Origin of the sequence: Halomonas sp. KM-1 (genome assembly GCF_000246875.1) — a bacterium.
In the GTDB taxonomy this organism is placed as follows: Bacteria; Pseudomonadota; Gammaproteobacteria; order Pseudomonadales; family Halomonadaceae; genus Halomonas; species Halomonas aerodenitrificans.
Map to the genome: position 1 here is coordinate 66,426 of NZ_BAEU01000124.1, position 19,674 is coordinate 86,099.

At 63.5% G+C, this 19,674-nt stretch carries 18 protein-coding genes; 10 read left to right on the top strand and 8 right to left on the bottom strand.

Annotated features, from left to right (window positions below; translation table 11 throughout):
* Nucleotides 1–45: 45 nt before the first annotated feature.
* Complete coding sequence (locus B8115_RS14260) at nt 46–1,038, bottom strand: DUF1853 family protein (RefSeq protein WP_010628488.1); 993 nt, start codon at nt 1,036–1,038, stop codon at nt 46–48.
* A gap of 80 nt (nt 1,039–1,118) precedes the next feature.
* Here B8115_RS14260 and B8115_RS14265 point away from each other — a divergent pair, with 80 nt between their 5' ends.
* The 8 genes from B8115_RS14265 to B8115_RS14300 all read left to right on the top strand — a co-directional run bounded on the left by B8115_RS14265 (nt 1,119) and on the right by B8115_RS14300 (nt 10,999).
* The gene (locus B8115_RS14265) at nt 1,119–2,033 is read left to right on the top strand and encodes an ABC transporter substrate-binding protein (protein ID WP_010628489.1); all 915 of its coding nucleotides are present in this window, start codon (nt 1,119–1,121) and stop codon (nt 2,031–2,033) included.
* Nucleotides 2,034–2,036: 3 nt separating this feature from the next.
* Nucleotides 2,037–3,203, top strand: a complete 1,167-nt coding sequence (locus B8115_RS14270) for an ABC transporter permease (protein WP_010628490.1) — start codon at nt 2,037–2,039, stop codon at nt 3,201–3,203.
* Nucleotides 3,200–4,141: an ABC transporter ATP-binding protein gene (locus B8115_RS14275; protein WP_010628491.1), complete on the top strand. Its 942-nt coding sequence runs from the start codon at nt 3,200–3,202 to the stop codon at nt 4,139–4,141. The genes B8115_RS14270 and B8115_RS14275 overlap by 4 nt, the downstream gene beginning before the upstream one ends.
* A gap of 14 nt (nt 4,142–4,155) precedes the next feature.
* Nucleotides 4,156–4,890 carry an ABC transporter permease gene (locus B8115_RS14280; RefSeq protein ID WP_010628492.1) on the top strand — a complete coding sequence of 245 codons (735 nt, stop codon included), beginning with the start codon at nt 4,156–4,158 and terminating at the stop codon, nt 4,888–4,890.
* A 289-nt stretch (nt 4,891–5,179) separates the two neighbouring features.
* Nucleotides 5,180–6,403, top strand: coding sequence for a thiamine pyrophosphate-dependent dehydrogenase E1 component subunit alpha (locus B8115_RS14285; RefSeq protein WP_026038133.1), 1,224 nt, complete (start codon nt 5,180–5,182; stop codon nt 6,401–6,403).
* A 1-nt stretch (nt 6,404) separates the two neighbouring features.
* A complete protein-coding gene (locus B8115_RS14290; RefSeq protein ID WP_010628494.1) occupies nt 6,405–7,382 on the top strand; it encodes an alpha-ketoacid dehydrogenase subunit beta in 978 nt (325 codons plus the stop codon).
* Nucleotides 7,383–7,409: 27 nt separating this feature from the next.
* A complete protein-coding gene (locus tag B8115_RS14295; protein ID WP_010628495.1) occupies nt 7,410–9,107 on the top strand; it encodes a dihydrolipoyllysine-residue acetyltransferase in 1,698 nt (565 codons plus the stop codon).
* 62 nt (nt 9,108–9,169) lie between these two features.
* Nucleotides 9,170–10,999, top strand: a complete 1,830-nt coding sequence (locus tag B8115_RS14300) for a protein kinase (RefSeq protein ID WP_010628496.1) — start codon at nt 9,170–9,172, stop codon at nt 10,997–10,999.
* Between the two features lie 28 nt (nt 11,000–11,027).
* Here B8115_RS14300 and B8115_RS14305 read toward each other — a convergent pair whose 3' ends face one another.
* The 7 genes from B8115_RS14305 to B8115_RS14330 form a co-directional block, all read right to left on the bottom strand.
* Nucleotides 11,028–12,332 (bottom strand): TRAP transporter large permease, encoded by a 1,305-nt coding sequence (locus tag B8115_RS14305; protein ID WP_010628497.1) that lies wholly within the window; start codon nt 12,330–12,332, stop codon nt 11,028–11,030.
* 30 nt (nt 12,333–12,362) lie between these two features.
* Complete coding sequence (locus B8115_RS14310) at nt 12,363–12,926, bottom strand: TRAP transporter small permease (protein WP_010628498.1); 564 nt, start codon at nt 12,924–12,926, stop codon at nt 12,363–12,365.
* A 64-nt stretch (nt 12,927–12,990) separates the two neighbouring features.
* The gene (locus B8115_RS14315) at nt 12,991–13,893 is read right to left on the bottom strand and encodes a TRAP transporter substrate-binding protein (RefSeq protein ID WP_010628499.1); all 903 of its coding nucleotides are present in this window, start codon (nt 13,891–13,893) and stop codon (nt 12,991–12,993) included.
* 122 nt (nt 13,894–14,015) lie between these two features.
* On the bottom strand, nt 14,016–14,807 hold the full coding sequence (locus tag B8115_RS14320) for a LysR substrate-binding domain-containing protein (protein WP_010628500.1): 792 nt from the start codon (nt 14,805–14,807) through the stop codon (nt 14,016–14,018).
* Nucleotides 14,755–15,012: a LysR family transcriptional regulator gene (locus B8115_RS24155; protein ID WP_010628501.1), complete on the bottom strand. Its 258-nt coding sequence runs from the start codon at nt 15,010–15,012 to the stop codon at nt 14,755–14,757. Before B8115_RS24155 ends, B8115_RS14320 begins: the two co-directional genes overlap by 53 nt.
* Nucleotides 15,013–15,025: 13 nt before the next feature.
* Nucleotides 15,026–15,463 (bottom strand): VOC family protein, encoded by a 438-nt coding sequence (locus B8115_RS14325; RefSeq protein ID WP_010628502.1) that lies wholly within the window; start codon nt 15,461–15,463, stop codon nt 15,026–15,028.
* A 71-nt stretch (nt 15,464–15,534) separates the two neighbouring features.
* The gene (locus tag B8115_RS14330; protein ID WP_010628503.1) at nt 15,535–15,918 is read right to left on the bottom strand and encodes a winged helix DNA-binding protein; all 384 of its coding nucleotides are present in this window, start codon (nt 15,916–15,918) and stop codon (nt 15,535–15,537) included.
* 345 nt (nt 15,919–16,263) lie between these two features.
* Between B8115_RS14330 and B8115_RS14335 the strand changes: the two genes are divergently transcribed.
* Complete coding sequence (locus B8115_RS14335) at nt 16,264–18,120, top strand: ABC transporter ATP-binding protein (RefSeq protein ID WP_010628504.1); 1,857 nt, start codon at nt 16,264–16,266, stop codon at nt 18,118–18,120.
* Nucleotides 18,121–18,146: 26 nt separating this feature from the next.
* On the top strand, nt 18,147–19,670 hold the full coding sequence (locus tag B8115_RS14340; protein WP_010628505.1) for an ABC transporter substrate-binding protein: 1,524 nt from the start codon (nt 18,147–18,149) through the stop codon (nt 19,668–19,670).
* The last annotated feature ends 4 nt before the right edge of the window (nt 19,671–19,674 follow it).

Below are 19,674 nucleotides of genomic sequence, written 5' to 3' on the forward strand. Positions count from 1 at the left end.
CACCTGCGGTACCTAGCGCCCGGCCCTTGGCCGGGCGTTGTCGTTTCAGAGAGGCGTGCGCGGGTAGGGCGGCAGCGGTATCTGCAGTGGCCAGCTGTCGTCCACGACGAAGAGCCGGCGGTGCTTCAGCGCCGGGGGCGCCGGTTCCATCAGCGCAATCTGCATCGGCGAGGCGGGCCGTGAGAAGTGCTGCGCCAGGCGCGCCTCGACGTCGCGCAACGGCAGAAAGGCTTCATCTCGCGGCAGAGCCAGCCAGTGCGGCTTGACCAGCCAGGCGGCGCGGGTGTCTCCCCTCAGGCCGTCGCGCAGCCGCGGCCAGTCGCGCCAGTGGAGCCACTCTCCGCGCAGGTGTTCGGCCGTTGCCTCGTGCGGTGCCGGCAGCGACCGCTGCCAGGGGTAGAACAGCACTCCGGGCATCGCCAGTTGGCGTCTGATCGTCTCTGCCTGCGCGGGGCCGACGTCGCGAGGCTGGGTATGCTGCTGGATGGCCAGGCGGGCTTCGGCGTGCTCGGTCAGGCGCAATTGATGGCGGTCCAGATGCTCCCGCTTGGTGGCCAGGCTGTCGGCGCCGCCGGGGCCGATCCAGCGCGCCTGATCGTCGCTCGGCCCGGGCCCTTGCGGCAGGCCCAGGTAGAACTTGATGGCCACTTCGAGGTGGATGAAAGTGGGGTCGTGGCGGCGGCGATAGAGCAGGTCGAGCTCGCCCAGGGTGCGTTTGCCCTGGTGAATCCTAAGGTTGCTGGCGAGCAGGCGAGTGCCCGGTGCGGTGTCGAGCAGGAATTGCCACAGGCGCTCGTGATAGTGCCCCATGCGGCCGTCGACGGTACTGCCTGCCCGGCGCTCCAGCCCCTCGGGGTTGGCCTCCAGCTCGTCGAGGTAGGCCCACAGACGCTCATCCTGTTCGAGGCCGAAGTCGGCGCGGGTTGGACGTCCGGGCCAGGGCATGGCGATCAGGTCTGGCGCCAGGACGATCCAGGCCAGATCGCGTACCAGAGGGTGATGGCAACGGGCGAGTAGGGCGGTACCGTCGGCATCCATAGGGAGCTCCGCGTTGAGAACGGGTCTGACAGTCAAACTGTACACGCCTTATACTCTACCGACATACCCATAGGATGGTGATGATCATGAAACGCTACTTGTCTGTGGCGGCCGTGACGGCCGGCTCCCTGCTCTTCGCCGCTGGCGTACATGCCGGTGATCCAGTCACGGTATCTTCCAAGATCGATACCGAAGGCTCGGTGCTGGGGCAGCTGATCATTCAGCGCCTGGAGCAGGGCGGCGTCCCCACTGAGGACAGGCTGCAGCTCGGGGCCACCAGCATCGTCCGCCAGGCGTTGTTGAACGGTGAGATCGACCTCTACCCCGAGTACACCGGCAACGGGGCCTTCTTCTTCGACATGACCGACAGCGATGTCTGGCACGATGCCGGGAGCGCCTTCGAGACGGTGCGCGAACGCGACGCCGAGAACGGTCTGGTGTGGCTGACGCCGGCCCAGGCCAACAATACCTGGGCCATGAGCGTGCGCGGCGATCTGGCCCGGGAGCACGGCCTCGAGACGCTCGAGGATCTGGCCGAGTATCTCGACGGCGGCGGTGAGTTCAAGTTCGCCGCCAGCGCCGAATTCGTCGAGTCCGAACAGGCGCTGCCGGCGTTTCAGCAGGCTTATGGCTTCGAGCTGAGCAGCGATCAACTGCTGGTGCTCTCCGGCGGCAACACCGCCGCCACCATGCGTGCCGCCGCCCAGCAGACCAGCGGGGTGAATGCCGCCATGACCTACGGCACCGACGGTGGGCTCAACGCGCTCGACCTGGTGGTACTGGAGGATACGCTCGGCGTTCAGCCGGTGTATCAGCCGGCGCCGGTGGTGCGGGAGGAACTGCTCGATGCCTATCCGCAGATCGCCGAGCTGCTCGAGCCGTTGTTCGAGTCACTCGATCTGGAAACTCTGCAGGAGCTCAATGCCAAGGTGGCGGTGGAGGGGCTCGACCCGCGCCAGGTCGCCGAGGAGTATCTGGCCGAGCTGCAGGACTGAGGCGTGGACGAGGCCAGACAATCTCCCAACTGGGTTCTGGCGAGCCTGATGCTGGCCGCGACAGTGGCCTGGCTGACGCTGGATGCCGTCAGCGTCGCGCCCAACCGGATCGTGCCGGGCACTCCCTACGCCGCGCTGGAGGTCATGGGGGGCTGGCCGGCGTTGCTGATGGCCGTGCCCATGCTCGCCGTGGTGGTGCTGGCCTGGCGGCCGCACCGCAAGGGGCTGACGCTCTCTCTGGGCGTGGTGATGGCCCTGTTGGCGCTGCTGCCGCTGTGGCTCTCGGCGGCAACGGCGGTGCTGGTGGACCCGGAGATGCCCCAGGCGCGCGTGGGCATCGGCAGTGCGCTGTGGCTGTTGATCTTTCTGTTGCTGCTGGTGCTGATCGAGCTGCGCACCCGGCTCGGCATGTCGCGGGCGCTGGGCTGGATGCTGCTGGTACCGATGCTGCTCGGCTGGTGGCTGGCGCTCTCGCTGTGGCTGGAACCGCTGGCACTGCTGCGTGAATACCACGCCCGCAGCGACCAGTTCGCCAGCGCCGTTCGAATCCACCTCGTGCTGGTCGGGGCGGCGGTGGGGGCCAGCCTGGTGATGGCGTCTCTATTGGTGCTGGCCATGCGCCGTCACACCGGCGTGCGCCGTGTCGGCTTCGGCGTGCTCAATTTTCTCCAGACCATCCCCAGTCTGGCGCTGTTCGGCCTGCTGCTGGCCCCGCTTGCCTGGCTCGGCTCGCGTATCGATTGGCTGGGCGGGCTGGGTGTCAGTGGTATCGGCTGGGCGCCGGCCTTTCTGGCGCTGCTGGGCTATAGCCTGCTGCCGATGGTGCGCAACATCTTCGTCGCCCTCGAAGAGGTCGATCCGGCGGTGATCGAGTCCGCCCGCGGCATGGGCATGGCCCAGGGTCAGGTGTTCCTGCAGGTGCGCCTGCCGTTGGCGCTGCCGGTGGTGCTGGAGGGCATACGCATCACTACCGTCCAGGCCATCGGCCTGACGGCGGTGGCGGCGCTGATCGGTGCCGGCGGGCTCGGCACCTTCATTTTCCAGGGGTTGGGGCAGGCGGCCATGGACATGGTATTGCTCGGCGCCTTGCCCATCATTGGCCTGGCGCTGATCGCCGATGCCTTGCTCGGCGCCTTGAGTGAACGTCTTCGCCCGGGAGGGGCCGCATGATCGAGTTGTTCGACGTGACCAAGCGCTTCGGCGACGAGACCGCCGTGGACGGCATCTCGCTGCGTGTCGAGCGGGGTGAGCTGTGTGCGCTGGTGGGTACCTCGGGCTGCGGCAAGTCGACCACCCTGCGCATGATCAACCGGTTGATCGAACACGACGGCGGCGAGATTCATCTGGATGGCCAGCCGGTCCGCGCTTTCGACGAGGTCGCTCTGCGCCGTCGCATCGGCTACGTCATCCAGAGTACCGGGCTGTTTCCTCACTGGACGGTGGCGCGCAACATCGGCCTGGTGCCGCGCCTGCTGAAGTGGCCCAAGAGCAAGGTGCGCGAACGGGTGGAAGAGCTGATGCAGCTGCTGGGCCTGCCCGTGGCGGAGTTCGCCGACAAGTACCCCCGTCAGCTCTCCGGCGGCCAGGCGCAGCGTGTCGGCGTGGCCCGTGCCCTGGCCGCCGATCCGGACATCCTGCTGATGGACGAGCCCTTCGGCGCCCTGGACCCCATCACCCGGGCCACTCTGCAGGGCGAGATGCGCGAGCTGCAGGCGCGCCTGCACAAGACGGTGGTCTTCGTCACCCACGACATGGACGAGGCGCTGGCGCTGGCCGACAGGCTGGTGGTGATGCACCAGGGACGGATAGTGCAGCAGGGCTCACCCGTCGATCTGCTGCGCGAGCCGGCCAATCCCTTCGTCGAGTCGCTGCTGGGCGGCATGGACCGCGGCCTGAAGGAGGCGGCGCTGATCCAGGTCAGCGAACACATGTTGCCGCTGGGGCCGCGGCTGCTGGCCAGCGAGCGGATTCCCTACGGCGCTTCATTGAGCCAGGCGCTGTCGGTCATGCTCTGGCACCGGGTCGATCGGCTGACGGTGGTCGATGAAGAGGACATTCCCATCGGTGAGCTGTCGCTGCGCCGCCTGCTCGGAGCCAAGGTGCCATGAGGTCGGCTACGTCGATGGCGACGCAGGTCCCGGCTCTGCAGCGGTGGTTGTCGCCCATCGTGTGGCTGACCGTGCTGCTGGTGCTGACCCTGGGCATGGGGCAGCTCGAGTGGCTGTTTCGTCTGATCGAGCCCGACCTGCGTCAGGTGATCTATCGCCGCGCCGATTTTCTCACCCTGCTGGGACAGCACGTGCTGGTGGTGGGCATCGCCTCGTTGCTGGCGGTGATCGTTGGGGTCGCCGCCGCCGTGGCTGTCACCCGTGAGTTCGGCAGGGACTTCCTGCCGCTGGTGTCACAGCTTGCCTCCATCGGCCAGACCTTTCCCCCCGTGGCCGTCCTGGCGCTCGCGGTGCCTGCGCTGGGTTTCGGCACGCTACCCATCATCGTTGCGCTGCTGCTGTATGGGTTGCTACCCATCGTGCGCAACACCCTGGCCGGAATCGACAGCGTCGACCCGCAGGTGCATGAAGCGGCCCGCGCTATGGGCATGACTCCGTGGCAGGTGCTGCGCCAGGTGGAGCTACCGTTGGCCGCGCCCTTCATTCTCGCCGGTATCCGTACCTCGGTAACCATCAATATCGCCACCGCCGCTCTGGGCACCACCGTGGGGGCGAGCAATCTGGGCGACCCGATCATCTCCGGCATCGTCAACGGCAATACCGCTTACATCGTCCAGGGGGCGGTGCTGATCGGTCTGTTGGCGCTGGCCGTGGACAGTCTGTTCGAGCGTTTGCAGCGGCGTGCCTAGAGAGCAGCTGATACACGTTAGGCACGGGCCTCTGCGCTCAGGCCGATATCTTGGCCGCCGGCGTACTCACGGAGTGTTCGGCTATGACGGGTTATTGCGATAGTGCATTCGTCGTAGAGAGGGGGCTTGTATAGCAAAATAGGTGCGTTTAGATTCATCTTACGTTAACGTCAACTTTTCCAGCGTTGGCGATCTGCTGGAGAGACCCTCTGGCAGACGGCTACATTAGAGTCAACACTGCCCTCACGAGGGGCGGCACTCCTCCTGCCATTACCCAAGGACCAGGAAGATGACAACAACATACGATGTCCACACGCCGAGCTTCATGACCGGCGACGAATTCCACATCCCCACCTTTCGACTGCTGCAACAGGACGGCTCCCTGTGCGAAGGCGCCGAGGCGCCGCAGCTGGAGCGGGAGAAGGCGCTCAAGATCTATCGCGCCATGCTCGTCACCCGCGTGCTCGACGAGCGCATGATGGCGGCGCAGCGCCAGGGCCGGCTCTCCTTCTACATGCAGTGCACCGGAGAGGAGGCGGCGGTAATCGGCGCCACCGCAGCGCTCGACGATGCCGACATGATCATGGCCCAGTACCGCGAGCAGGGCGCATTGGTCTATCGCGGTTTCAGCTACGACGAGTTCATGAACCAGCTGTTCGGCAACGAGCTCGACTACGGCAAGGGCCGGCAGATGCCGATCCACTACGGCTCACGCAAGCTGCACTACATGACGATCTCGTCGCCGCTGGCCACCCAGATTCCTCAGGCCACCGGCTACGCCTACGGTCAGAAGCTGGCCGGCGAGGGCCACTGCACGATCACTTTCTTTGGCGAAGGAGCGGCCTCGGAGGGGGATTTCCACGCCGCGCTGAACATGGCCTCGGTGCACAAGGTGCCGGTGATCTTCTTCTGCCGTAACAACGGCTACGCCATCTCGACGCCGGCCAGCGAGCAGTTTGCCGCCGACGGTATCGCGCCGCGGGCCTTCGGCTACCGCATGCACGTGATTCGTGTCGACGGCAACGACGTGCTGGCGGTGTACCGCGCCACCCAGGAGGCGCGCAAGATCGCCGTGGAGCAGAACCAGCCGGTGCTGATCGAGGCCATGACCTATCGCCTGGCGGCTCACTCCTCATCCGATGACCCTTCGGGCTACCGTTCACGCAAGGAGGAGGAGGCCTGGCGCGAGAAGGATCCCATCCTGCGCATGCAGCGCTGGTTGATCGACTGCGGCTGGTGGAGCGAGGAGGAGGAAAAGGAGCTTCAGGAGAGCCTGCGCCGCGAGGTGCTCGAAACCATGAAGCGCGCCGAGAAGCGTCCGCCGCCGCCGCTGGAGAGCCTGGTGACCGACGTCTACGCCGACGTCACGCCGGCGCTGCAGCGTCAGCTCGACGCCCTCAAGACCCACATCCGCAAGCACCCCGATGCCTACCCCAAGGGCGCCCGCTCGCTCGATCCTGACGTCAGGCCGGGTGGCGACCACAAAACCGGCGACGCGCAGGGAGGAGCCTGAGATGCCCAGAATGAACATGCTTCAGGCGATCAACAACGCGCTGGACATCGCCATGGCCGAAGACGAGAAGGTGCTCTGCTTCGGCGAGGACGTAGGCGTATTCGGCGGGGTCTTCCGCGCCACCAGTAACCTGCAGGAGAAATACGGCCGCGCCCGCTGCTTCAACACGCCGCTGGTGGAGCAGGGCATCATCGGCTTCGCCAACGGCCTGGCGGCCCAGGGCTCGGTGCCGGTGGCCGAGATCCAGTTCGCCGACTACATCTTTCCGGCCTTCGACCAGATCGTCAACGAGACCGCCAAGTTCCGCTTCCGCTCGGGCGACCTGTTCAACGTCGGCGGCCTGACCATCCGCACGCCATACGGCGGCGGCATTTCCGGCGGTCTCTACCATTCGCAGTCGCCGGAAGCCTACTTCGCCCACACCCCCGGTCTGAAGATCGTGGTGCCGCGCAATCCCTACCAGGCCAAGGGGCTGCTGCTCTCGGCCATTCGCGACCCGGACCCGGTGATCTTCTTCGAACCCAAGCGTCTCTACCGTGCCGCGGTGGGCGAGGTACCAGAGGAGGATTACCAACTGCCCATCGGCGAGGCCGAAGTGACCAAGGAGGGCAGCGACATCACCGTGCTTGGCTGGGGCGCGCAGATGGAGGTGATCGACCGCGCCGTGGAGCTGGCCGAGAAGGAGGGCATCTCCTGCGAGGTGATCGACCTGCGCAGCATCCTGCCCTGGGACGAGGACACCGTGGTGGAGTCGGTGCTCAAGACCGGCCGGCTGGTGATTACCCACGAGGCACCGCGCACCGGTGGCTTTGCCGGCGAGATCGCCGCCACCATCCAGGAGCGCTGCTTCCTGTACCTGGAGTCGCCCATCGAACGGGTGACGGGCCTGGACACGCCTTTCCCGCTGACGCTGGAGAAGGAGTACCTGCCCGATCACCTCAAGATCTTCGAAGCGATCAAGGCATCCGTGGCGTTCTGACGCCCGATATCAGGACAGGAGAGAACGATGAGCGATTTCATGCTGCCCGATATCGGCGAAGGTATCGTGGAGTGCGAAGTGGTCGAATGGCGGGTGAACGAGGGCGACGAGATCGCCGAGGACCAGCCGGTGGTCGAGGTAATGACCGACAAGGCGCTGGTCGAGATCACCGCTCCCGAGGCGGGTCGCGTGACCCGGCTGTACGTGGCCAAGGGCGACATCGCCAAGGTGCACGCTCCGCTGTTCGCCTATGAGGCCACGGGGGAAGTGGAGTTCGAGACACCGCCGCGACCTGCCGCACGGGAAGAGGACGAAGTGGCAAGCCCGGCGGCGGAAGCGCCACCGCCTGCACTTTCCACCGCACCTTCCGCTGCACATGCCGGCGCTGCCAGTGTCGCCGCCAAGGATTTCATTCTGCCCGACATCGGCGAGGGTATCGTCGAGTGCGAAGTGGTGGAGTGGCGAGTGAGCGAGGGCGAGGAGATCGCCGAGGATCAGCCGCTGGTCGACGTGATGACCGACAAGGCGCTGGTGGAGATCACCGCTCCCGAAGCCGGCACGGTGACCAAGCTCCACGTGGCCAAGGGCGATATCGCCAAGGTGCATGCGCCGCTGTACGCCTACGTACCGGCGCATGCCGAGCCGGGCGAAGCGAGACCCGACGTCAGCCAGTCGTCGCCCACCGCGCCCCAGGCGGCGCAGAGCCAGGTGTCGCAGAATAGGGTGGCTCCGGTGGCGAGCGGCGGTCGCGGCCCCTACGGGCGCATTCCGGCGAGCCCCGCGGTACGACGTCTGGTACGCGAACACGGCCTGGATCTCGAAGCCGTTGCCGGTTCGGGCAAGGACGGCCGCGTGTTGAAGGAAGACGTGCTGCGCTTTCTCGAGCAGGGTTCTCAACAGCAGAGCTCTCAACAGCAGGGCCCGCAGCAGCAGGGCGAGGCGCCTGCCGCTCGATCGGCCGGCCACGCTCCGCAGACCGAAACGGCGTCTGGCGCTCAACCGTCACGGTATGACGCCGGCGAGGTTCGCGTCGAGCCGATTCGCGGCGTGCGCGCGGTGATGGCGCGGCGTATGGTCGAGTCGGCCAGCACCGTTCCGCATTTCCACTACGGCGAGGAGATCGACGTCACCGAACTGCTGGCCCTGCGTGAGCGGCTCAAGCCCGTGGCCGAGTCGCAGCAGGTGCGCCTGACGCTGATGCCTTTCTTCATGAAGGCGCTGGCGCTGGCGGTGCGTGAGGAGCCGATCCTCAATGCCCGGCTCAACCCCGAGGTCACCGAGATCCACTACCTGCCGGAAGTGAACGTGGGCATGGCGGTGGACAGCAAGGCGGGGCTGATCGTGCCCAACGTCAAGCAAGTGGAGCAGCGCAGCGTGCTCGAAGTGGCCCGCGAGATCCAGCGGCTGACCGCCGCGGCCCGGGAAGGGCGCGTGGCCCAGGAGGATCTCAAGGGCGGTACCATCAGCATCTCCAACATCGGCGCCTTCGGCGGCACCTACGCGGCACCGATCATCAACGTGCCGGAGCTGGCCATCGTCGCCATCGGCAAGAGCCAGTGGCTGCCGCGTTTCGATGAGCGCGGCGAGGTGGTGAAACGGGCGATCATGACCGTCACCTGGGCGGGGGACCACCGGGTGATCGACGGCGGCACCATCGCGCGCTTCTGCAATGCCTGGAGGGGCTACCTGGAAAGCCCGGAAACCATGCTGCTGCATCTCGGCTAGCCGGACGCGAGCCGTCTCGGAATGGATCATCCGGTGACGGCTCCCAGCACAGGCGGACACCCATGTCTCAGGCAGCGCTGCAGCAGTTCTACATCCCGGAAGAGCAGTCGATCTATCTGCTCAGCCACGACGATGCGCGCAAGCTCAAGGCGTGGGTAGCGCTATGTCAGGCCCAGCTCGAACAGCTGGGCTACCGTGACATCGCGCTGATCGGCAAGGGCGCCTACGGCTTCGTCTTCGCCGGTATCACGGCCCACGGCGAGGAGTACGTGTTCAAGTTCACCCGGGTCAACCTGCCCCAGCAGGTGCAGGATCGCCTCGAGGAGGAGGCGTTCATGCTGGAGCAGGTCGATCATCCCCGGGTACCTCGGCTGATCGCCTTTCAGCGCGTGCGCAACCAGTCGATCCTGGTGATGCAGCGCGCTCCCGGGCTCAACCTGGAGGAGGTGTCGCTGCGCGAAGGGCGTCTTTCGCCGCGCCTGGTGGTGCGCATTGCCGATCAGCTCGCCGATATCCTGCGCAGCCTGCGGCGTGAAACCGGCCCGGCGGGGCGCCCCCTCGTGCACGGCGACATCAAGCCCTCCAACCTGGTCTTCGATGCCCGCCGTGAGGAGGTCGCGCTGATCGATTGGGGCTCGTCGGTGTTCGCCCAGCTCGATGCCAACCAGCAGTTCGTGGCGGCCAACGTCATGGAGCTGATGTCGGACAACCTGCAGCAGACCAACGCGCGGCTGGGCGACGTCTACTTCATCGGCGAAGAGCAGCTCAACGGCGCGCTGTCGTCGCCGCGCTTCGACGAGCAGGGCACGGCCGGCACCCTCTATGCGCTGGCCTCGGCGCAGTCTTGTCGCTTCGGCCATCGCGCCATTCCCGCGACCTCGCTGGGGCTGCCCATGGAGTTCGCCCGCATGCTCGATGGCATGCTCGACCCCGACCCACGGGTGCGTCTGCGCGCGGGCGATCACTTCATCCGCGAAATGCCGCGCCTGGCCCGGGTGGTGATGATCGACCTGCCCGGGGCGCCCGAAGCGCCGCTGGTGCCGACTTGGGTGCGGCCCATGACACGGGAGATCGACACCGTGGTCTACAGCTCGCGCAAGGCGTTCCTGCGCGAGGAGGGCGGGGCGGAAACGCTCAACGACGTCAACGACGTCCAGCTCGACCGTTACTACAAGAACTTCATGCAGGGCATGGGCGAGACCGAAAAGGCCTTTCTCGCCGCGGTGAGCCGGCTGGGCAAGTATCCGGTGGTGGGCGGGCTGGCTGTGCGCTGGGAAGCCGATGGCGTCTACATCGATACCTCGCTCAACCTGCACGACTCCTCGCTCAAGCCGGCCTTCGTGGCGGCGGTGAACAACATGGTCAATCTGGCTCGTGCCATCTACCGCCAGGGCATCTTCAAGAGCTGCCTGTTCAACGCCCGCGATACCCTGCACCTCGACCGCGCGAGCCCGTCGCATCCTTTCGTCATCGAGCCCGGCATGCAGCTGCGCTACGAGGTCAGCGCCGTGCCCGAGCTGGAGGACCGCAGCCGACTGCATAGCTACTTCGAGGATGGGCCCGATCCCGAGGAGTTTCTGGTGCTGCCGGAACCGATCATCACCTCGTTGGAAGCGCTCAACGACATCCACCACACCGGTATGATCATCTTCGAAGCGCTGCCGCAGCATCTCAAGATCCACAGCTACTACCGCCTGCTCGATCCATCCCGCGAGGCGGAGTTTCGCGAACGTCTCGAAGACATTCTCGATGCGGTGGGGCTGATCGAGGGGCTGGGGGTGTCGGGCTTCATGAAGATGCCCTACAAGGACACGCGATTCTTCGCCCACGTGGAGCGGCAGCCGGAGCGCTACTATCCGCGCAATCCGAGGGAGGAAGGCGCCCGAGGCTGATGCCCGGGCGCCTTTTCAGCTGAACCGCCTAGCGGCTCATGCTCTGGGGCAGGTAGAGGGCGATCTCCGGGAACAGGTGCATCAGGGCGATGGACAGCATCATCAGCAGGAAGAACGGCAGCGTGGCCTTGGTGATGGTGAGGATGTCCTTGCCCGTGAGGCCCTGGATCACGAACAGGTTGAAGCCCACCGGCGGTGTGATCTGCGACATTTCCACCACGATCACCAGGTAGATGCCGAACCAGATCAGATCGAAACCGGCTGCGCTCACCAGCGGCATGATAATGGCGGTCACCAGCAGGATCAGCGAGATGCCGTCGAGGAAGCAGCCCATCACCAGCAGCAGCAGCGTCAGCGCCACCAACAGCATGGTCGGTGAAAGGCCCATTTCGCCGATGGTGCGCGCCAACTGCATCGGCACCTGGGTGAAGCCCATGGCCGAGGTCAGGAACGAGGCGCCGGCGATGATGAAGGCGATCATGCAGGCGGTGCGAATGGCGGCGAACAGCGAGTCGCTGAAGATCCTGATGTTGAAGCTGCCGTTCCAGCGCGCGATGACCATCGACAGCACTACGCCGACGGCTGCGGCCTCGGTGGGAGAGGCGAGTCCGCCGTAGATCGACACTATGATGCCACCGATCAGCAGCAGGATGGGCAGTAGCTCAAGGGTCTGACGCAGCTTCTGGCCCAGCGGCATGGACGACTCGTCGGCGCCGGTGAGCCCCTTGCGATTGCCGCTCACCAGTGACCATATGATCAGGTAGGTCATGAACAGGGCGAGGATCATCAGGCCCGGGCCGATACCGGCCATGAAAAGTCGCGAGATCGACTGCTCGGTGACCACGCCATAGACGATCAGCACGATGGAGGGGGGAATCAGCAGCCCCAGCGTCGAGGCGCTGGCCAGGGTGCCGATGGCCATGTTGCTGTCGTAGCCGCGGCGCTCCAGCTCCGGCAGGGTCATCTTGCCCACCGTGGCGCAAGTGGCCGCCGAGGAGCCGCAGACGGCGGCGAACATGCCGCTGCCGATGATGTTGGTGTGCAGCAGTCGGCCGGGCATGCGGTTGAGCCAGGGGGAGAGGCCGCGGAACATGTTGTCGGCGAGGCCGGAGCGAAACAGGATCTCACCCATCCAGATGAACATCGGCAGGGCGGTCAGGTCCCAGCCGTAGCTGGCGCCCCAGAAATCGGAGGCTAGAATCGGCCCCGGTGCGAAGGGACTGAAGAAGGCCAACGCAACCCAGGCGGTGCCGATCAGGGCAAAGGCGATCCACACCCCGCTGCCGAGCAGGACGGCCAGCGTCATTATCGAAGCCAGGCTGAGTATCAGCACGTGACGTGTCTCCGTGTGGTTGAGTGCGGCTCAGTGAATGTCACTGTCGTCGGTGGCCGTCGCCTCGCGGAAGCGGCTAGGTTCGCGAATGGCGATACGCAGGGTCGTCACCAGTGCCTCTGCCAGGGCCAGGCAGAGCAGCGCCACGCCGGTGGCCAGTACCGTCTGGGGAATCCACAGCGGAATCGACAGGAAGCCGGAGGAGACGTCATTGAACATTCTGCTCTCCCGCGCGAGCTCCACCAGGCCGTAGCCGAGCAGCAGGCTGATGGCCAGCGCGACCAGCAGACAGAAGACCTCGAACCAGGCTCTGATGGCCGATGGCAGCCGTGAAATCAGCAGCGTGACGCGGATGTGAGCGTGATGTACGAAGGTGTAGGCGAGGCCCAGGAAGGTCGCCCCCACCAGCAGATAGGAGGCGATCTCCGAGACGCCGGTGATGCTGAGCCCCAGTCGCCGCATGCCGATCAGCACGAGCAGGGCATCGATCAGGCGAAACGAGACCTGCAGCGCGATCAGGGCACAGATGGTCACCATGCAGGCGGCCGCACCCAGGGCACCCAGGCGGTAGAGAGTATTGAACTTGAAGGTCATGACGCTAACCTCGAGGCGAGCTTGAAGGCGGCGTGGCGGCAAGCCGCCACGCCTGGGATCGGGCTCAATCCTGGCGCTGCTGCTGATACTCCTCGAGTACCTGCTTCGCCTGCTCACCGGCACGGCTCTCCCAAGCCGAGAAGAGCTGGTCGCCGGCTGCCTGCAGGGCGGCCGCGACCTCCTCGTTCGGCTTGGAGACGGTGATGCCGTTCTGCTGCAGTGTTTCGAGGCTGGCCTGATTGTCGTCACGGCTCATCTGCCAGCCGCGCTCCTCGGCCCGTGCCGCCGCTTCGAGCAGCGCTTCCTGAGTGGCTTCGTCCAGGCGGTCGAAGGCGCGCTGATTGATGAACACGATGTTCTTCGGCAGCCACAGGTTGGCGTCGGTGTAGTGGGAGACGTAATCCCAGGCGGTCATCGAGTTGCTGGTGGAGCTCGAAGTGATCATGGCGTCCACCCGGCCGGTGCTGAAGGCCGTGGGAATGTCCGACTCCTCGGTTTCGGTGGGGTTGCCGCCCAGGTAGTCGACGAAGCGCTGGGTGTTGATGTTGGGGGCACGGACCCGCAGACCCTCGAACTGCTCGGCATCGTTGAGTTCGAAGTCGGTATAGATGCCCTGGGCCGGCCAGGATACGGCGTAGAGCGGCATCATGCCCTGATTGGCGAACAGTTCGGTGATCAGCGGCTTGGTGGCCTGCCACAGTTCGTAGGCTTCCTCGTAGCTTCCGGCCACCCCCGGCAGGGTATCGACCTCGAAGATGGGGTCCTCGTTGGAGAGGGTGGAGAGAAAGATCTCGCCGGCCTCGATGGTGCCGCGGCGTACTGAAGGCTTGATCTCACCGTGGGCCACCAGCGAGCCGCCGCTGTGGACGTTGATGGTCAGTTCGCCACCGGTGGCTTCCGCCACGTCCTCGGCGAACTGCTTCACGTTCTTGGTATGGAAGCTGGCATCGCCGTAGGGGGTGGCCATGGTCCACTGGGCGGCACTGGCGGTCGTAGAGGCCGCAGGCAGCGGCGATCAGCACGGAGCGGGACAGGATCTTGTTCATTTTGGTCTCTCTAGTTGGAGTTGTGTGGGTGGCGTCAGAGCGCCTATGGGTGAGTTTCGGGACGCTTCGGCCTCACCCAGCGGCCGGAGAAATCGCTTGTCGTCATGTCGGTCATGCGTGACTCTGCATAGCGCTTGGCGCATTGCTGTGCCAGCAGCCCCACGCTGCGGCAGAACCGGGGATGGCTGCCGATGCGCCAGATCACGTCGTAATGCATGTCCGGCAGGGGCTGCGGCAGCTCGATCCGATAGAGCTGACCCTGGCGCCATTCGTCGAGCACGGTGGCGACGGGGAGCGCGCCGATGCCGAGCCCTTCCGTGGTCATGCGCACGATGGTCATCAGCGTGCTCACGCTGTGGATACGGGGCTCCGCCACGCCCTGGCGATCCAGGTACACTACCAGCTCCTCATAGGGTCTAGCTCGTTTGCCGAAGGAGATGAAGGGCAGGCAGCCAAGCCACTCGCTACCCTGTACCGCGATCGTCTCGACATGGTCGGGTGAGACGAACATGCCCATCTCGTAAGGACTCAGCGGCAGCTGGTCGATGCGCTCCGGCTCCAGGTAGCCATTCATCGCCAGCAGAATGTCCAGATCGTTCTTCGCCAGGCGGCGGTTGAGCGCCGGCGAGTAATCGACGCTCAGCTCGATGGTCAACTGCGGATAGCGCAGGGTCAGGCAGCGCATGAAGTCGGGCAGCCAGCTGTGGGCAATGGTCTCGATGGCGCCGAGGCGCAGTGGGGCGGAATAGTTCTCCTCATCCTCGAACAGCTGCAGCGCCGCGTCACGCTGCTGCAGAAGACGCTCGGCGTGGACGAAGAACTCGCGTCCGCGCATGGTGGGCTGGATCGGCCTGGCCGAGCGCTGTGGGCTGGATCGGCCTGGCCGAGCGCTCCAGCAGCACCTCTCCCACGCTGCTCTCGAGGCGCGAGATGCGCTCCGAGATCGAGGGTTGGGTCAGGTGCAGGCGCATGGCCGCCTTGCGGAAGGAGCCCAGCCTCACCGCCCAGACGAACGCTTCCAGCTCCTTGAAATCGAGCATCTGCGAATCCGGCTCAGGACTTCTTGAACAGCTGTTCTTCGCGATTCTTGAACGCCTTGAACTCCAGGGCATTGCCGGAGGGATCGTAGAAGAACATGGTGGCCTGTTCCCCCGGCTCGCCCTTGAAGCGGATATAGGGTTCGATCTCGAATGCCACGCCGTGCTCGCGCAATTTCTGCGCCAGGGCTTCCCAGGCATCCATCTCCAGCACCACGCCGAAATGGGGAACCGGAACGCCATGTCCGTCCACCGGGTTCTTGTGGCTGGAAACCCCGGCGTCTTTCAAGGCGGGGTTGAGGTGGCAAACGAACTGATGCCCGTAGAGATCGAAGTCGACCCAGCTCGCGGATGAGCGGCCTTCGGGGCAGCCGAGGAAGTCGCCGTAGAAGCGACGTGCCTCGTCGATATCACGTACCTGTACGGCCAGATGGAAGGGATCTTTAACAGACATTTCGAAACCTCCAAGTCTCAGAGTAGGTTATGCATTGCTTGCATTCAGCTAGCGGAACCGCAGCTTCACTATCATAGTGAAGCTGCGGCGCGCGCTGCCTGGTCATACAGCCCCGACATAGCGCGGAGCATACCTGCTAACCTGCTCATCTCCATGCGCTCGATACCCATTGATGACAATGAGTCGACGAGGCATGCCTCGCGTATCTCAGCATAGCGACTACAGGCTTCTCGTCCCTCGTTTGTGGTACGGAAGAATGTCTCCTTGCCCTGTTTTTCTCCCTTGACCAAATTCAGCTTAGCTAACTTCTTTAGTGCATAAGTGACCGTGTGAGTGTCTTCGACATTGAGCACAAGGCAGATGTCGGACTGGCGCTTGGCACGCTCTCGGTGGTTTACGCTGTGCAGAACCAGGGTATCCAGTGAGTTCAACTCAGAGTAACCGGTTGCTGCCATGCAACGCACCATCCAGCGGTGAAAGGCGTGACCTGAAATGATCAGTCCGAATTCGAGTTCCGATAGCTCCTGAGCGCTATGAGAAAGGTGCTCCGAGGAGACGATAGGGTCGCGAGCGTATGGGGGAGTTGCCTTTGAGTTTGTCATCGATGGACTGCCGTTGTGTTAACGGTAAGGCTGCGCAGGCCTGCCTCATGGGCTCGTGGTCATGCGCGGCGTGGGGTTGCTGCTCTTCAGCCATTCCTAAGTCGGCACCTGGGGTAGGGCGAACGAGGATGGTTGACACGATCATAGTATGAATATATTTTCTTTGTAAATTACACAAAAAATATAGGTATAGTGCCTGTGATCTCCTCTCCTCTACTAAGCGTCGAGTTCCTCTCTGTGGCCTTTGGCCGCAACGAGGTCGTCAAGAATCTCTCCTTCGATCTCCAGGCAGGGGAGACGCTCGCGATCGTTGGGGAGTCCGGCTCCGGCAAGTCCGTCACCTCGTTGGCCATCATGCGCTTGGTCGAATATCAGAATGCCTTGATCACTAAGGGCAGCATCCGCTTTCAACGTCCAGATACCAATACCTATCTCGACCTGACCCGGCTCACCGATCGTGAGATGCGTCGCATTCGGGGCAAAGAGATCTCGATGATCTTTCAGGAGCCGATGACCTCGCTGAACCCGGTCTACACCATAGGCGATCAGATTGCCGAGGTGCTGATACTGCACGAACGTCATGATCGTGCTTCCGCGCGACAGGAGGCCATACGACTGTTGGAGCTGGTGCGTTTGGCCGACGCCGAGTCCTTGCTCAAACGCTATCCCCATCAGCTCTCCGGGGGGATGCGCCAGCGTGTGATGATCGCCATGGCCCTGGCCTGCAAGCCGAGAATTCTGGTGGCAGACGAGCCGACTACGGCACTGGATGTGACGATTCAGGCCCAGATCCTGGCAATCATCCGTGACCTCCAGAAGGAACTGGGCATGGCGGTGATTTTCATTACTCACGACATGGGCGTCGTTGCTGAAATCGCCGATCATGTGGTCGTTATGAGGGAGGGGGAAAAGGTCGAGGAGGCCCCGGTAGAGGAGATCTTCGCCGCCCCCAGGGAGCCCTATACCAAGGCACTGCTCTCGGCAGTACCCAAGCTTGGCAGCATGCAGGGCCAGAGCTTGCCTCGTATCGACCCCTTGATCGTCTTCGATGGTCGCGCAACCTGCAGTTTGGGCGAGTCCATGGAACAGGATACCGTTCAGCAGAACGCTTCCCCGATCGTGCGGATAAACAATCTCGTTACACGCTTCGATATCCATAAGGGTTTTTTCGGTGGTGTCAGCCATCGTGTGCATGCCGTTGAGAATGTCAGTCTGGAGATTTATCCCGGAGAGACGCTTGCACTTGTCGGTGAGTCGGGATCGGGGAAGTCGACCATCGGTCGTACCATTCAACTGCTTCAGGAAAATACCAGCGGCGACATCTTCTTTTCCGGCCAGCTAGTGTCGCAGATGAGCCGTATTGAGAAGATGCGACTACGCCAGGAAGTGCAGTACATCTTTCAGGACCCTTTTGCCTCACTCGACCCGCGAAAGACAGTTGGTTTCTCGATTGCTGAGCCTATCCATACCCATGGCTTGCTCAAGGGCAGGGGCAATGTTCAGCGCCGTGTCAGAGAACTGCTTGAACGAGTGGGGCTAAGGCCCGAACATGCAGAGCGTTATCCACATGAATTTTCCGGCGGCCAGCGTCAGCGTATTTGCATCGCCAGGGCGCTGGCATCTCGTCCCAAACTGATTATTGCCGATGAGGCCCTGTCGGCGCTGGACGTTTCGATTCAGGCTCAGATCATCCATTTGATGATGACACTGCAGCGGGAGGAAGGGCTGGCCTACCTCTTCATTAGTCACGATATGGCAGTGGTCGAAAAGATGAGTCACCGTGTGGCGGTGTTGCATCTGGGCCAGATCGTCGAGATGGGACCCAGGCAGCGCGTGTTCGATGCCCCTCAGCACGCCTATACCCGTAAGCTCCTAGCAGCCGTGCCAGTTGCCGACCCGTCACATCGCCGTGAACATATGCTGCTAGAGGGAGAAATCCTCAGCCCTATCAGGAAGGTGGGTGACGAACCGAATATATATCCGCTGATCGAAGTCCACCCTGGCCATTTCGTCTCTCACGAGACGAACCACAACCACAGTGCTCAGTCGCTGTGAACAATAGCGTGCAGGAGACAGGTAAGATGAAAAACAAGAAAACACTGGTCAAGGGGCTGGTAGCGGCCTCGGCCCTGTCAGCCTCTGCCATGTCCCAGGCCGGATCGCTGACGATCGCCAGTCCTCAGGACCCCGGCAGCTGGGATCCTATCGATACGTTTCTGGTGAATTGGGCTTCGCTCGCAACCAACGTGTTCGATGGGCTTACCTATCGTGGGCCGGATTTGGAGCTGGTACCCGGTCTGGCGACTCATTGGGAAGAGCTGGATGACGGCACGCGCATTCGTTTCGAGTTACGCGAAGGCGTGACCTTCCATAACGGCGAACCCTTCAATGCCGAGGCAGTCAAGTTCACCTTCGAGCGACTCTTGGGAGAGGAGGGGGCGCGCGGCCCTCAGCGCTCCAACTATACGGCGATCGAGAGCGTCGAGCTCATCGACGAGTACACGGTTGATTTCCATCTGAGCGAGCCCGACCCCGTACTGCTGACCAAGCTGGCTGGATATGGAGCCATGATCGTACCCCCAGGCTATATCCAGGAACACGGTGGCGAGCATTTTAACTCCAACCCGGTAGGTACTGGGCCATTCAGAATGGTCGGCTATAGCCCACGTGAGAACGTTCGCCTTGAGGCGTTTGCCGAGCATTGGGGAGGCGCACCCAAACTTGATAGCGTCACCTATCGCTTTATTTCCGAGCCCTCCACAGCCGTTGCCGAGCTACAGTCGGGGCGTGTCGATATTGTCATCCCGCCAACGATTCCCATCGGCATGATAGACACCATCAACAATTATGACGGCATCCGCGTCGTGAGCGTACCTTCGCCCACGGTAGAGGCGATTCGTTTCAACACTCAGTCAGGCATCACTGCCGATGAGAAAGTGCGCCAAGCCATGATAATGGCGGTGGATCGCCAAGCCATCATCGATTCCATCCTTTCCGGCGAAGGGGAGGTCATCGCCAGCTTCCAGGGTTCCCAATCATTCGGTCACGATCCCGAGCTGGAGCCGTACCCTCACGACCCCGAGCGCGCGCGTCAGTTACTCGATGAAGCAGGCGTCGAGCCGGGGGCCAACGTACAGATAGACGTGCGCGGCAACGATGCCACCTTTGGCGAAGTCGCCCAGGTCGTGGCGGCCTATCTACAGGGTGTGGGTATCAACGCATCGATCCAGTCCTACGAAACCAACGTATTACTAAACGACATCATTCCCGCGGGGCGCACCGGGGAAATGTTCCAGCAGAAGTGGGGCGGCTGGACCTTCGATTACGATAATACCGCCTACTTGATGTACCACACCGGTGAGCGCTGGAATCCTTACGATAGCGACGAAGAGCTCGACCGCATGCTCAACGCTCAACGCGGTATCACCGATCGCGGCGAACGTGAGGCCATGCTTCAGGAGATCGCTCGTTACACACAGGAGAGGGCGCTGGAGATGCCGCTGTATAGCCTCAACGCTCTCTACGGTGTCAGTGACCGGGTCCAGGGTTTCGAACCTGCTCCCGATAATCGTCTGCGCCTGACCAACGTCAGCGTCTCGGAGTAAGACC